This window comes from Paenibacillus sp. FSL W8-0186, from assembly GCF_037969765.1.
In the GTDB taxonomy this organism is placed as follows: Bacteria; Bacillota; Bacilli; order Paenibacillales; family Paenibacillaceae; genus Fontibacillus; species Fontibacillus woosongensis.
Genome location: NZ_CP150207.1, coordinates 1,986,016 through 1,998,060 on the forward strand (window position 1 = coordinate 1,986,016; position 12,045 = coordinate 1,998,060).

14 protein-coding genes and 2 pseudogenes are annotated in these 12,045 nt (G+C 44.9%); 11 read left to right on the forward strand and 5 right to left on the reverse strand.

Features of this window, described 5'->3' with window-relative positions; translation table 11 throughout:
* The first annotated feature begins 187 nt into the window (after positions 1-187).
* Positions 188-961 carry a DUF2935 domain-containing protein gene (locus MKX50_RS08695; RefSeq protein ID WP_213588945.1) on the forward strand — a complete coding sequence of 258 codons (774 nt, stop codon included), beginning with the start codon at positions 188-190 and terminating at the stop codon, positions 959-961.
* Positions 962-1,367: 406 nt separating this feature from the next.
* Entirely contained in the window at positions 1,368-1,937 is a 570-nt protein-coding gene (locus MKX50_RS08700) for a hypothetical protein (protein WP_339159174.1), read from the forward strand.
* 36 nt (positions 1,938-1,973) lie between these two features.
* On the opposite strand, the gene MKX50_RS08705 is transcribed toward MKX50_RS08700, so the two are convergent.
* Positions 1,974-2,453, reverse strand: a complete 480-nt coding sequence (locus MKX50_RS08705) for a DinB family protein (protein WP_339159176.1) — start codon at positions 2,451-2,453, stop codon at positions 1,974-1,976.
* 122 nt (positions 2,454-2,575) lie between these two features.
* On the reverse strand, positions 2,576-3,166 hold the full coding sequence (locus MKX50_RS08710; protein ID WP_339159178.1) for an NAD(P)H oxidoreductase: 591 nt from the start codon (positions 3,164-3,166) through the stop codon (positions 2,576-2,578).
* A gap of 151 nt (positions 3,167-3,317) precedes the next feature.
* Between MKX50_RS08710 and MKX50_RS08715 the strand changes: the two genes are divergently transcribed.
* From MKX50_RS08715 to MKX50_RS08725, 3 genes are all read left to right on the forward strand, one after another.
* On the forward strand, positions 3,318-3,689 hold the full coding sequence (locus MKX50_RS08715; protein ID WP_339159180.1) for a helix-turn-helix domain-containing protein: 372 nt from the start codon (positions 3,318-3,320) through the stop codon (positions 3,687-3,689).
* 182 nt (positions 3,690-3,871) lie between these two features.
* Positions 3,872-6,154 (forward strand): LuxR C-terminal-related transcriptional regulator, encoded by a 2,283-nt coding sequence (locus MKX50_RS08720; protein WP_339159182.1) that lies wholly within the window; start codon positions 3,872-3,874, stop codon positions 6,152-6,154.
* 97 nt (positions 6,155-6,251) lie between these two features.
* Positions 6,252-6,908 carry a DUF4386 domain-containing protein gene (locus MKX50_RS08725; RefSeq protein WP_339159184.1) on the forward strand — a complete coding sequence of 219 codons (657 nt, stop codon included), beginning with the start codon at positions 6,252-6,254 and terminating at the stop codon, positions 6,906-6,908.
* Between the two features lie 52 nt (positions 6,909-6,960).
* On the opposite strand, the gene MKX50_RS08730 is transcribed toward MKX50_RS08725, so the two are convergent.
* Positions 6,961-7,461: a sensor histidine kinase gene (locus tag MKX50_RS08730; protein WP_339159185.1), complete on the reverse strand. Its 501-nt coding sequence runs from the start codon at positions 7,459-7,461 to the stop codon at positions 6,961-6,963.
* Between MKX50_RS08730 and MKX50_RS08735 the strand changes: the two are divergent.
* Positions 7,442-7,693, forward strand: a pseudogene (locus MKX50_RS08735) (winged helix-turn-helix domain-containing protein); the annotation flags it as partial. The gene MKX50_RS08730 and the pseudogene MKX50_RS08735 overlap by 20 nt on opposite strands.
* 185 nt (positions 7,694-7,878) lie before the next feature.
* Positions 7,879-8,307, forward strand: coding sequence for a HAMP domain-containing protein (locus tag MKX50_RS08740; protein ID WP_269058940.1), 429 nt, complete (start codon positions 7,879-7,881; stop codon positions 8,305-8,307).
* On the opposite strand, the pseudogene MKX50_RS08745 reads toward MKX50_RS08740, so the two are convergent.
* A pseudogene (locus MKX50_RS08745) lies at positions 8,276-8,617 on the reverse strand (response regulator); the annotation flags it as partial. The gene MKX50_RS08740 and the pseudogene MKX50_RS08745 overlap by 32 nt on opposite strands.
* A gap of 156 nt (positions 8,618-8,773) precedes the next feature.
* Between MKX50_RS08745 and MKX50_RS08750 the strand changes: the two are divergent.
* The 4 genes from MKX50_RS08750 to MKX50_RS08765 all read left to right on the forward strand — a co-directional run bounded on the left by MKX50_RS08750 (position 8,774) and on the right by MKX50_RS08765 (position 10,865).
* Positions 8,774-9,427, forward strand: coding sequence for a DUF998 domain-containing protein (locus tag MKX50_RS08750; protein ID WP_339159186.1), 654 nt, complete (start codon positions 8,774-8,776; stop codon positions 9,425-9,427).
* A gap of 110 nt (positions 9,428-9,537) precedes the next feature.
* Positions 9,538-9,921: a DUF4180 domain-containing protein gene (locus tag MKX50_RS08755; protein ID WP_155609195.1), complete on the forward strand. Its 384-nt coding sequence runs from the start codon at positions 9,538-9,540 to the stop codon at positions 9,919-9,921.
* A gap of 20 nt (positions 9,922-9,941) precedes the next feature.
* Positions 9,942-10,421: an SUMF1/EgtB/PvdO family nonheme iron enzyme gene (locus tag MKX50_RS08760; protein ID WP_339160054.1), complete on the forward strand. Its 480-nt coding sequence runs from the start codon at positions 9,942-9,944 to the stop codon at positions 10,419-10,421.
* Between the two features lie 15 nt (positions 10,422-10,436).
* Complete coding sequence (locus tag MKX50_RS08765; protein ID WP_155609194.1) at positions 10,437-10,865, forward strand: SRPBCC domain-containing protein; 429 nt, start codon at positions 10,437-10,439, stop codon at positions 10,863-10,865.
* Positions 10,866-11,365: 500 nt separating this feature from the next.
* Here MKX50_RS08765 and MKX50_RS08770 read toward each other — a convergent pair whose 3' ends face one another.
* Positions 11,366-12,022: a transcriptional regulator gene (locus MKX50_RS08770; RefSeq protein WP_339159187.1), complete on the reverse strand. Its 657-nt coding sequence runs from the start codon at positions 12,020-12,022 to the stop codon at positions 11,366-11,368.
* Positions 12,023-12,045: the final 23 nt, after the last annotated feature.

Consider the following 12,045-nt stretch of genomic DNA (forward strand, 5'->3'; position numbering starts at 1 on the left):
ATCTAAGTATCAAAGCGGCAAGTGCTTCATGTCCGTTGGTTCGAGTATAGCATTGAAGTATCTTCTATTTCAAGGTGAATGGAATAAGGCGTTACGTCTAGGCAAGAACCCAGACAAGTGCATCCACATATATTGATCATCAAATAATAAATAACAGGAAGATATAACTTTAAGGATGAGGTGTACTATGCCCTATACAGATAATTACGAGAGAGATGTTTACGGGATCCTTGCCTTTTGGTTGCGCAATGATTATGACCATGGCCGATTTTTGGATCGTGAAATTAGTCATTATGAATTAGAATTGGCCCGCGCAAACCAGCATATGATTCAGCGCTTAGGGGAAGTTTGGAAGAAAGCCGAATCAAAAAATGCCGAAATCGGCAGTTTATTGCATGAGGCACAGCATGTTACCCACGAATTTCATAGTTTATTAACTCACACAATGGATCGGTCTTTGAATTGTAGTGTAATCATTTCAACTCCGGTATCTTTGCTTGATCATATGGTGCGCGAGGCGGAGGAGTCGCAAAGAGTATTTCAATTAATCGAGAGCGGCGCCCAATTATCACCCGCTGACGCAACCATTCATGAAAATGTCTTTTGGTTGAGGCAAATGGCGGATCATCTTGGCTATATACGACATTATTTAGATATATCTAATTACGACCTGAATTTTAAAGTGACGAATATGATGCAAAAATTTGAACGATTACTGATGCAAGCAACTGCTCATCAAACCATGTTTCGCCGCCCTCGCCATGAAAATTCACCCATATTAAATGCCTTCAACCAAACCATCATTAAAGAAGCTAAGGAACTAGAAGCATTTAAATTGGAATTGGATGCTTTAATTAAAGAATGTGCGGCTGCGACGACTTCCCCGCCCGACTTGTTGGAACATATCGCTAGGGAAGCGCATCACCTATGGAGAAACTTAGAAGACGGTATTGTGCGTTAAGTGCTTATCTACATAAATAATATGTTTCGCAATGAAGTTCACGATCTCGTCGTGGACTTTTATTTCTGGTTCAATATAAATGGACGATTGACTGAACTTGGGCTCTTGGAGCAGTGAAACTATCCATCTTGGGAGGGTGCAACAATCGTCCCACGTTGGGGGACATGGATTGAGAAAAAAGTCAAAAGCGACTTGAGATTGGAGTCAACTCCAATGTTATTCTGAATTTATGGAAAAACTTTATTCTATACAAGAGGTTTCACAGATGCTTCGATTGCGATCGTAATCTATGTCGCCCTGATCATACTGGGCGGTTTCATCTAACTTTGTAGACTTGCTCAAAGCAAGTAAGTATAATTTCCGACTATTCTTGATCAAGCATAAAAATCAAACATAGGAGAATATCATGTCCTGGAGCAAATTAAAGCAGCAATTAGAGAGTTTTCTCAGTCCTTCGTTACAGGGGAAAGTGGAATACCGTGCAACTGGTTATCGTTATTTGCCCGATAAAGCAGGGATTTGTTATATCACGGTTAATAAGAAAAATATACTGAATATGAACGATACGACTACCTTAATCAAATGGTATCAATCGGAGCAGGACATTAAAAATGATGCGAGTATCGATATTCCGATCAGCCATGAACAAATAGAAGCTGTCAGAAATGATAGTCATGGCAAGATTCCGGAAGATCGTTTAGTCGTCATTGCGCGAGGCAGAAAAATATCCGAATTGGCAAAAGAGCTTATGACAGCACAATCCTCACTTAGTAAGTCCAATTTTATAGCTGTAGCTAATCAATTTTTGTCCACGTCTATTGAGGAGAGCATCGAAAGCAAGGATATATTATTGAATATCTTGGCATTGGTGGACAGGCGAGTCGGGAAAAAGCGAATTTTAAACATGTCCGAAAAAATCAAGCTGAAGCATCCGGTTGTGCAATATTTTTATAAATTAAGGCTCAGTACGTTCTAATGGGAAGATGAGGAAAACCGCCCCACAAGGGGACGGTTAGATTACGGATAGAATTTGATTCTTATGATGAATGTCATGTTCTATAAATTCGTGGATGATATAAAGCAATGAGTAGGGAGTGCCTGTATGTGGACAATTTTCTACGCCGTTTGCAGTCACATTTTTAGAGGCGACATCCGGCTCAGTTAGCATGATCTCAATCAATTGAAGACGGGTTTGCTTGAATTCGCCAAGTAACCTACTTTTGGGAATACCCGAACGGGCATATTCATAAGCTTGTTGATTGAACGAATCGAAATTTGGAAAGACCATTCCTTCGCCATTTTTAATCGCAGGGATAATCGTATTGATGAGGTAATTATCCCAATTCATAAGATGCGAAACAATTTCCGCGACTGTTGCCTTCCCTTCAGCGATTGGAGCTAACCAAATGTTATCGTCTAATTCATGTAATGTATCCGTCCATTCTATAAAATCTTTATACCGATGAATCGTTTCTTTGCCTAAACTAATCATATCGGGAACCTCCAGGTTATAAAGTAAAATAGGAACTTATGTTCCTATTTTATTCCATAACATCCCAAAAAGCAACAATATTTACGATAATAGATGTTATGGGATGCTGGCCTGAGTTACCGTTATATCCCCGTTACCTGTGCATGATCATAAGTGAATCCGAGCTCATATGCTTGCATGAGCAACTGTTTGTGTACTTCCGTGTTTGTATCCAAGGTGTTGTACAAAATTTCAACCCTGCTGTTTTCAATCCCGCAGTAACCAGCTATGGCAACGTTCAATTGATGGTTCATCATTGTATCATATTGTCTCTTTGCCATGCTTTCTTTTGAATCGGCTGCGAGACCAATCCACAATACCTGTCGATGGTGCAGCTTATTGGAGCCATACGCAAAACCATTATTCCATACCCGATCAATATACCCCTTGAGCATAGCGGGCAAATTGTACCACCATACGGGAAAGATATAGGCAAGAGCATCATGTTTTCGCATGCGTTCCATTTCTGCCTCTACTTCAAGTGAATAGCTCTTTTGATCCGATGACCAATCAGGTTCATCTGTTTCCCACAGCACAGGATTAAATCCGCTGCGGTGCAAGTCCAGAAGCTCTGTCTGATGACCTGCATCAATAAGGCCTTGAGTAAATCTGTCTGCAACAGCAAACGTAAGAGATTGCAGTCTGGGATGTGATACAACAGTTAAAATGTTCACATTTTGTCACCTTCCTTTTTCGATATGTTCCAATTGCATTATGTATGATATTGTTAAATTTAGGAATAACGCACTTTTTTGTTCTTATGGAACCGAAAAGTGCTATAGATACGGAAAAGTAACTAAAACACGATGTAGAGGGTGGATATCTATGGGAAATCATTCGATTCAGTTCTATAATATCTCTGCAGAAGCGACTTTGGATGTAATAGGGGGAAAATGGAAGCTATTGATCCTGTGCTATCTAAATTGCGGGCCTATGAGATCGAGCCAGTTCAGAAAAGTGATTCCTAATCTATCCCAAAAAATGCTGACGCAGCAGCTTCGGGAATTGGAGGAAGCCGGAATCATTAACCGAACAATTTATAATGAGGTGCCGCCGAAAGTTGTTTACGAAATCAGTGAATTAGGGAAGTCGCTGAAGCCGATATTAGACCAATTGGGCAAATGGGGAGAGCAATATATTAACGTTAGTAAAAGCAACAATCCGCACGCTAAAATTCAGTTGGGGGAGTGTAACTGACAACGGTCATTCAGATTCTTCTATTATGATATAATCGCCTCAGACGTTGAAGTATTCTAGTTATCTCCCAGGAATAGGTGAGCATGATGGTACCACCCCTAATTACAACGAAGCTCTATATCCCGAAACCTCGACCTGGCGCAGTAGTACGTCAGCGGTTGAAGGAGCGGCTCGACCAAGGTATGCATCGGAAGTTATCTTTGATCTTAGGTTCTGCCGGTTATGGGAAAACTACACTAGTAAGTGAATGGCTCTCCAGTAGTGATCGTCCTGTGGCATGGCTGTCGCTGGATGAAGGGGATAATGACATAAGTCGCTTCCTAGCTTATTTTATCGCAGCATTGCGAACAATTGCAGCGCATCAGGAATTGAATGTTTCTGACCTGCTCCAATCTCCACAGTCACCTTCAATCTCTTCTATAATATCTGTTCTGATCAATGATCTTACGAGGCTAGCTGAACCCATTATATTTGTACTCGACGATTATCATGTGATCCACTCCAAGTCTGTGCATGACGCAGTTTCCATGCTGCTCGAGCATATGCCCCCGAATTTACATATGGTTATTCTGGCGCGCGAAGAGCCGGAATTGTATTTGACTGAATTACGGGTAAGGGATGAAATCACCGAAGTGGGCGTCAAGGACTTGCGATTCAGTGATGAGGAGTCGGCATTATTTTTGAACCAAACGATGAATTTAGGGCTGTCACTGGAAGCAGCATTCATGCTTGCAGAACGTACAGAAGGATGGATTGCCGGTCTTCAGATAGCTGCCTTATCCATGCAAGGACAACAAGCAGCTGAACTTTTCCCCTCACTTTTCTCAATCAATCAACGCGTATTGTTTGATTATCTAGTTCATGAAGTTTTACTTAAACTTCCAGATTCTGTACAGAAATTCTTATGCTATACTTCGATCCTTGATCGGCTATGCGGCTCACTTTGCAATGCCGTGCTGCTTGACGATCCCTCCATTCCTGGAGATCAAGTTCTTCAAACTCTCGAGCGCGCCAATCTATTTATCGTCTCCTTGGACCATGAACAACGCTGGTATCGCTATCACCATCTATTTGCAGAATTTCTGCGACATCAATTACAGCAACGGATCATCCATATTGGCGAGATAGAGGACATGACTGTATTACATCATCGTGCAAGCGTGTGGTATGAGAAACAAGGCTTAAGTTTAGAGGCTTTTCGTCATGCCGTTGCTGCTAATGATATTGAGATCGCCTCCCGGCAGGTCGAAGGCAACGACATCCCTCTGCATCTTCAAGGCGAAGTTGCTCCTGTGTTGAACTGGTTGGAGTCCCTGCCGAGATCCGAATTGGATGAACGACCCTCGTTATGGGTGATGTATGCTTCGGCATTGTTGATGTCTGGCAGACCAACGGATGTTGAATCCAAGCTGCTGGCTGCAGAGGCTGCTCTACCGGAGACCGCATGGGAAGCCACACCGAATAACCTGCTCGGTATGATCGCCACTACACGTGCCGCAGTAGCTGCATTTACAGTTTCTGGTCCATCAGAATCCGCTGAATTGAGGCTGCAAGCCATAGAAGACGCACTGCAAACGACGAATACAATGGATAAAACGAATGAACTAGTTGGCCAGATTGCTCCAGCGCATGCGCGGAGTGAACTGGACTCACATCAAGCAGACATCGTGATTGCGCAGTGCAGCCTTGCACTTAAGTATCTTGATCCTGAGCTTCTCCCTGTACGCATTACTGCTCTATGGATGCTGGGGGTGGCGTATCAGCTCCGCGACAATCGTTCAAAGGCACACAAGGCTTACATCGAGGTTTTGACGCTTAGTCGGAAGATGGGCGCGAATATCATTGAAGTCATGGCGAATGTTGGGCTAGGCAGTCTTAAGGAAAAAGAAAATCGGTTATACGAAGCAGAGGAGTTTTATCGGAGAGCGGTGTTGTCAAACGGTGATTTACCTTTGCCTGCTATATGTGAAGCGTATTTGGGCTTGGCTCGTATATGCTATATGTGGAATGATCTTGAGAATTCAATGCAGCATGTGCAGAAGAGTGTACAATTAGCGAAGCTAGTTGATAGCAAAGATACCATTTTGTCATGTAATATCATGATTGCCCGCATTAAGCTATCTCAGCATCATTGGAAAGAGGCGTCTGCAATGCTTGCTGATGCAAAGAAGTATGCTCGTGACCTTCGACTCTTGAATCGATTGCCTGAAATTGAAGAAGTGCAAGCGATGGGGAAGCAGTTTCAGGTAGTATCAACTGCGCATGTAGAGCCTCTGACACAGCGTGAGTTGGAGGTTTTACAATTAATCGCTCATGGGTACTCGAATCAAGAGATTGGGAAAAAGCTTTTTCTAGCTGTGGATACAGTGAAAGGGCATAACCGACGTATATTTGCTAAGCTTCAGGTAGGAAGACGTACAGAGGCGGTTGCTATCGCACGCAAGCTGGGCTGGATTGAATCATGATCAACTCATGATCAACTCAACACTTAAGTGTCTATTCATCCATCTCCACTCCGGATATGCTTAGAGCAAATCCATAGTAGAGAAGGAGATTAGCATCATGATAACTAGAACTAATGAAAAAATAATCGGTACATTATTTCTGCTGGCAACAGCAGTCTTCATGATCGGCAGTGCGCTTATCGAATCTAATCTAGCTCAAACGGATTATCTTGCGCATATTTTTCCGAATCGCATGCAAGTAGTAACTGGCCTATTTCTAGAGCTCGTCAATTCTGCTGCAGTAGTAGGTATTTCCGTGCTGTTATTCCCGCTCTTGAAGCATCACAGTGAATTTACCGCTCTTGGATACTTCAGCTCGAGGATCATCGAATCCGTACTGCTCGTCTTGGGCACGATTAGCCCGCTTGTTCTAATCACACTAAGCGAAGCCTATATCGCCGGAGGCGGCATTAGCCATGCCTCTCACACCGAGTTAGGAAATCTGATCATTAAAGGACAAGAGATGACCTTTGAACTGGCGATGCTCATGCTCGGTATTGGCAGTGTGATGTTCTGCTGCTTGTTGTATCGCAAGAAGCTGATTCCAAAATCGCTTTCCTTGCTGGGGATTGCCGGTTATATTGCGCTCATGGCGAGCAGTTGCTTAACGATAATAGGATTCGAGCCGGGGTTCGTTCTGTTTATTCCTGGGGGGATATTTGAAATTATTTTTCCTGTATGGCTGATCATTAAAGGGTTTTATAGAACGGAGTGATGGTAGTGATATCTCATCATGTCCTCGTCCGAATGGCCATCGTGAACTTGATTCATCTAGGCAAATGAACATCAAATTCTGCCCCTCCATGCATATGGTTCCGTACCTCAATCCTTCCGCCGTGCGCGACAACGATTTGCCGTGCGATCGCCAGCCCAAGACCTGATCCTCCGCTGCGCTCTGACTTATCGACCTTGTAAAAGCGATCGAACAAATACGGCATCGTGTCTGCCGGAATCCCCCGTCCCGTATCCTGCACGGTCACGACAACAAATGCCGGATCTTCCGCTAGAGAAACACGAATCGAAATATCACCTCCCGAAGGAGTATGCCGCAGCGCGTTGGCCAACAGGTTCAGGATCACTTGTTTGACCCGCTTAGCGTCGATATCCGCTTCGATGGGGACGGGGCGGTTTGGATTGATTAACCGAATGCCTCGAGCTTCGGCTTCAGGACGGACAAGTTCCGCCAAGTCAGCCAGCAGTCCAGACAGATCGGTCACTTTCCGCTGTAAATGCAGCTCGCCAGCCCCCCGTGACGGGGAATCCGTCACACTTACACCAACGGAATTTCAACTTCTACTGACGTTAGCAACCCGGCCAGGCGTTGTCTACAGCAGATTGCAACTGATGAGAGCAGCGATGGGTGAAGAGCTGATGAACTACGAAAGGACGCTGGATTCGCACATCAGCAAGCTTAGAAAGAAACTGGAACCGGACTCGAGCAATCCAAGATACATCCAGACCGTCTACGGGTTCGGCTATCGGTTTGGTGATCCGTCATGACGCTTCGTTCCAAAATATTCGACGGGATGGCCTTGTTGGTGTTGCTGGTAGGCGCCGCTTACGTCGGGACGACGCAAGGATATCTGGGCAGTCTGCTCGCACAATACTTTACAGAAAATGTGCCGAGTGATATTGAACCGGATCAATTAGAGGGAATTCGGGACTATATCATGAGTCGAATGGGAATGAAAGCAGTCACAGTCACCTTGTTCACAGCCGGAATTGCGCTGCTGATTGGCTATTGGTTGTCGGGCATAATGACCCGCCCTTTGAGAAGATTGATTACCGAAATGGATAAAGTAGCCGATCGGCAACTGGATACGGCAATCCCCGTTCAAGGGCCGGATGAATACGGACAGGTAAGCAGGGCTTTTAACAAAATGACACATCAGCTGCGCGACTCTGAAAACAGGCGTAAACGATTGGTTGAGGATGTAGCGCATGAGCTTCGGACTCCGCTATCGATCGTACTGACCAAATTGGAGTTGGTGCAGCAATCTGCCGTGGATGTTAAACCAGAGACACTGCTTCCGCTTCACGATGAGGTGCTTCGTGTCATTCACTTGGTGGATGAGCTGCAATTTTTAACTTCGGCAACAGCTCGCGTAAGCTGAACGGTTTCGTGATATAATCGTCGGCTCCGAGCTCCAGTCCGATGATTTTATCGGTTTCTTCCGTTTTGGCTGTAACCATGATGATCCCGCAGGAGGAGTTCTGTCTCAATTCACGGCATACGTCGATACCGCTTTTGCCTGGCAGCATCCAGTCGAGCAAGACAATGGCCGGTTTCGCCGTCTGAGCGAGGCGAATTGCTTCAAGTCCGTCCATTGCGGTAAGGACATGATAGCCTTCCTGTTCCAAATACTGCGTCATTGATGCCAGCAATTGATGTTCGTCTTCCACGATCAGCAATGTGGTTTCCATACAATGTGTCCTTTCGTATGTTTATTGGCTTCATTATACCATCCTGATTTGCGTATCGGACAAATCCACAGCATATACGGAAGTCCTCCACAAGTTCTACACATTGTTTCTATACAATGATGAAGAACAAAAAATGTATGACGGAGGTCAGACAATATGAGAAAAACACATTTGCTCGGCTATGCAGGTTTTTCGGGTATCTTCATTTTTGCGATTTCCATTTTACTGCTGCACGGATGGCAACCAGAAATTTCAATTCGTTATGATGCCATGAGTTATTATGTATACGGACAACTGGGGTGGCTGCTCTGGGCGGGTCTTCTCGGTCTTGGACTCGGATCGTTGGCGCTTGCTGCGGGTTTTTGGCGTATACAGCAAGGAGCATATGCGAGAGTTGGCATACTATGTGCGGGTATATGGGGCACGGGTTTATTGATTGCGGCTATTTTTCCGACGGATCCCAAAGGAAGCTGGAATCAGCCACCATCGACGAGTGGTATGATCCATTTTGCAGCAGCCATCCTTGCTTTTATCGGCTATCACGTTGGCCGCCCTGTTTATTGCCCATGCCTTCATAAAAGACGGGCGCTGGAAGCCGGTTCAAAAATGGATTGTCCCGGTTACGGCCCTGACGGCTATTTCCTTTATCCTAATCATTATCTCCATTGTGTCCATTTTTGTCTCCCACGGGTCGCCGCTCTATTTTGGACTGACGGAAAGATTGTTTTTCTTCATGAGCCTCTGCTGGATCGGCATCGCTTCAGTCGGGCTGTTGCGCTCGGAACGATGAAGTCCAGATTGACAAAATGATTGGCGTCTAGTAGTGTATCAGCAAATATGGAATTTATGCCCAACAAGTCTGGTCAGATGAAAATGCTGATCCTGATAGCACTACCTATAGACTTCTGGAGGAGGATTCTATGAATATTGTAAAAATCGAGGCGGGTGGAACAACTATCGCCGTAGTAAACGGCGTCGCGCCAGTTATCAACGATGTACAATCCGCATTGGATTTTATGGCAACCGTAAGATATGAAACGGACTGTGATCGTATTGTTATCGAAAAGTCGCTAATCAGCGAGAGTTTTTTTGACCTTAAAACGCGTCTTGCGGGCGAAATTTTGCAAAAATTCATTAATTATCAAGTGCAGATGGCGATTGTAGGAGACTTTTCGATGTATTCGAGTCAGAGTCTGAAGGATTTTATATATGAATGCAACAATGGAAACGATATTTTCTTCGTTTCTACGGAGCAGCAAGCGATCGAAAAGCTAAGCAATATAAAACCGGGTCATTTCAGGTGAAGATGTCAGGCTATGGTGATATGTTTGCAGATTATCGCATGAACACTATTCCTGCGGGCGTTGTTGCTTTAAGGGATGATCGAATAAAGGAGACTTGGACGGCATCGGTAGAGTCATTTTTGCTCGCGCCCGTGCCAGTAACACAATCGCTATATGCTGCGATCATGCAAGGAACATTGGAACCGAAGGCATTGCCTGAAATACCTAAGGTCAATGTCTCATGGTTTGATGGGATTGCCTGGTATCGTGACAATTCGGATGGACGATTGCACGGAGTCGCACAAAAATTGCCGAACGATTGGAAACTCTATGATATGTTGGGCAATGTCTGGGAATGGTGCTGGGATCTGTATGATATCGAGGTATACGGATCTTACCAGGTATTTCGCGGTGGCAGTTGGGCTGAAGAAGCACCGGGATGTGGAGCAACTTGCCGTCGGCGGAGTCATCCCTCTTTTCGTATCGATGATCTTGGTTTCCGTCTTGCCAAAACACTGTAACTGGAGAGGTTAGAGATGAAGAAAAGCGAAAACGTCAAAATAGTTGGTCAAACCGCATCTGCCGGCTTTCAAGTTGGGGTTCGGAGGACGCTGCCGATTTCACCGGAACAGTCATGGGCGTTTCTTACCTCCTCTGAAGGATTGAAGCTATGGCTTGGAACTACTCCGACCCTTTCATTGAAAGAAGGGGAGACCTTTAAATCCGATGAGGGAATTACAGGGCAATTCAGGGTGGTTAAACCTTTGAAACAGATCCGCTTAAAGTGGGGAAAGACGGGGTGGGACAAACCATCCACACTGCAAATCCGGCTGATATCCGATAAACCAGACAGAACAACGATTAGCTTTCATCAAGAGAACTTGGATCATGCAAATACACGCGAACAAATGAAGATTTATTGGGAAGAGGTGCTAGCCGCGATAAAGGAAAAGACAAGTCATTAATCATGATAAAAGAGATGAGGTCAGGGGATTGATCCCTTAGGTAACATACGAATAAAAGGTTAGCCCTATTGGCTAACCTTTTTTTGTTCTGTTATGAAAATGGGGCCGGTCGAACCCCTGGGTTCAGACTTTGCATAGGGAACGAAGGCGGGCGAGTACACCACCCACGCCTTAGGAGACATCCGTCTGTTAGCCCGAGTCTAACGAATCTCATCCACGTTATTTGTACATATTAGCTATGATTTTAAATCTAACGAATCTCAGACACTCTATTTGCCGTTTATGTTCTGTCTGGAGCAGAAAAGAAGGAAATAACGTTACCCAGCTTCGTTACATTTTGCCCGAGGTTGTTTTTGTACAAATAGCGATTGTGAGATTCGTTAAAAAAATTTTGAAAAATTTTGATCACGTTCTCGGTCACATTTTCGCTCCTAAGTCGTAGTCTTGGTCACGTTATCGTTCCTTCTCGCTCCAGGTCCCGTCTCGGTCAAAGCCTCGCTCTAAACCTCGGTCTCGGGGAGCCGGTAGGTTCGGTACCGTAGTTTGCCGCTTGCGATCAACAGCAATTGTTTGCTAGCGAGTTGACGGAGGATTTTGCGCGAATGTTGCTCCGAAAGCTGTAGATGAGCAGAAATTTCACCGGGTGTAAAAGGGCGCAGCAGTCTACGGGCAAACCGTAAGGTTTCTGCCTCCGCCCAATGGAGTCCGGAAGGTACCGAACTTGAGAGAAACTTTCCTATAAAGGAAAGGGTAAGCTGCTTGCAGACGCCCGGATCGTCGCGGATAGATAAGTAGGCGATCGGGAGGAACAGCCAATCATCAAGAGCCAGTAAAGACTGCTTCATGCACAAATCCTTAAATCGATTGACTTCAATGTCCCTGGCGTGGCTCCGATAATCTTGAATTTCAATACAGCCCTTGGCATTTCCCGGTAAATAAGCGAGGTCGAGATAACGATAGCCGTTATTATAGTCCCTAATCTCATATTCAGGGTATAAGTAATCAAAGTTGCCTATGGCGGGATACCAAATCCTGCGCAAAAAATCGACCGTTCCCCAGCTTAGTCCCTTTCGAAGCAGCTCTCTTCTTCGCGGACTTATCTCCTCAGCCATTTGCTGATCCAGCCATTTCGCATAAACATCTTCAAACATGCTCATTTTAGTTCACTTCCATCCCCAAT

Excerpts from the sequence above, each read along its gene's own strand:
- MKX50_RS08695 (WP_213588945.1), top strand. The coding sequence starts at position 188 with ATGCCCTATACAGATAATTACGAGAGAGATGTTTACGGGATCCTTGCC.
- MKX50_RS08700 (WP_339159174.1), top strand. The coding sequence starts at position 1,368 with ATGTCCTGGAGCAAATTAAAGCAGCAATTAGAGAGTTTTCTCAGTCCT.
- MKX50_RS08705 (WP_339159176.1), bottom strand. The coding sequence starts at position 2,453 with ATGATTAGTTTAGGCAAAGAAACGATTCATCGGTATAAAGATTTTATA.
- MKX50_RS08715 (WP_339159180.1), top strand. The coding sequence starts at position 3,318 with ATGGGAAATCATTCGATTCAGTTCTATAATATCTCTGCAGAAGCGACT.
- MKX50_RS08720 (WP_339159182.1), top strand. The coding sequence starts at position 3,872 with ATGCATCGGAAGTTATCTTTGATCTTAGGTTCTGCCGGTTATGGGAAA.
- MKX50_RS08725 (WP_339159184.1), top strand. The coding sequence starts at position 6,252 with ATGATAACTAGAACTAATGAAAAAATAATCGGTACATTATTTCTGCTG.
- MKX50_RS08740 (WP_269058940.1), top strand. The coding sequence starts at position 7,879 with ATGAAAGCAGTCACAGTCACCTTGTTCACAGCCGGAATTGCGCTGCTG.
- MKX50_RS08750 (WP_339159186.1), top strand. The coding sequence starts at position 8,774 with ATGAGAAAAACACATTTGCTCGGCTATGCAGGTTTTTCGGGTATCTTC.
- MKX50_RS08755 (WP_155609195.1), top strand. The coding sequence starts at position 9,538 with ATGAATATTGTAAAAATCGAGGCGGGTGGAACAACTATCGCCGTAGTA.
- MKX50_RS08760 (WP_339160054.1), top strand. The coding sequence starts at position 9,942 with ATGTTTGCAGATTATCGCATGAACACTATTCCTGCGGGCGTTGTTGCT.
- MKX50_RS08765 (WP_155609194.1), top strand. The coding sequence starts at position 10,437 with ATGAAGAAAAGCGAAAACGTCAAAATAGTTGGTCAAACCGCATCTGCC.
- MKX50_RS08770 (WP_339159187.1), bottom strand. The coding sequence starts at position 12,022 with ATGAGCATGTTTGAAGATGTTTATGCGAAATGGCTGGATCAGCAAATG.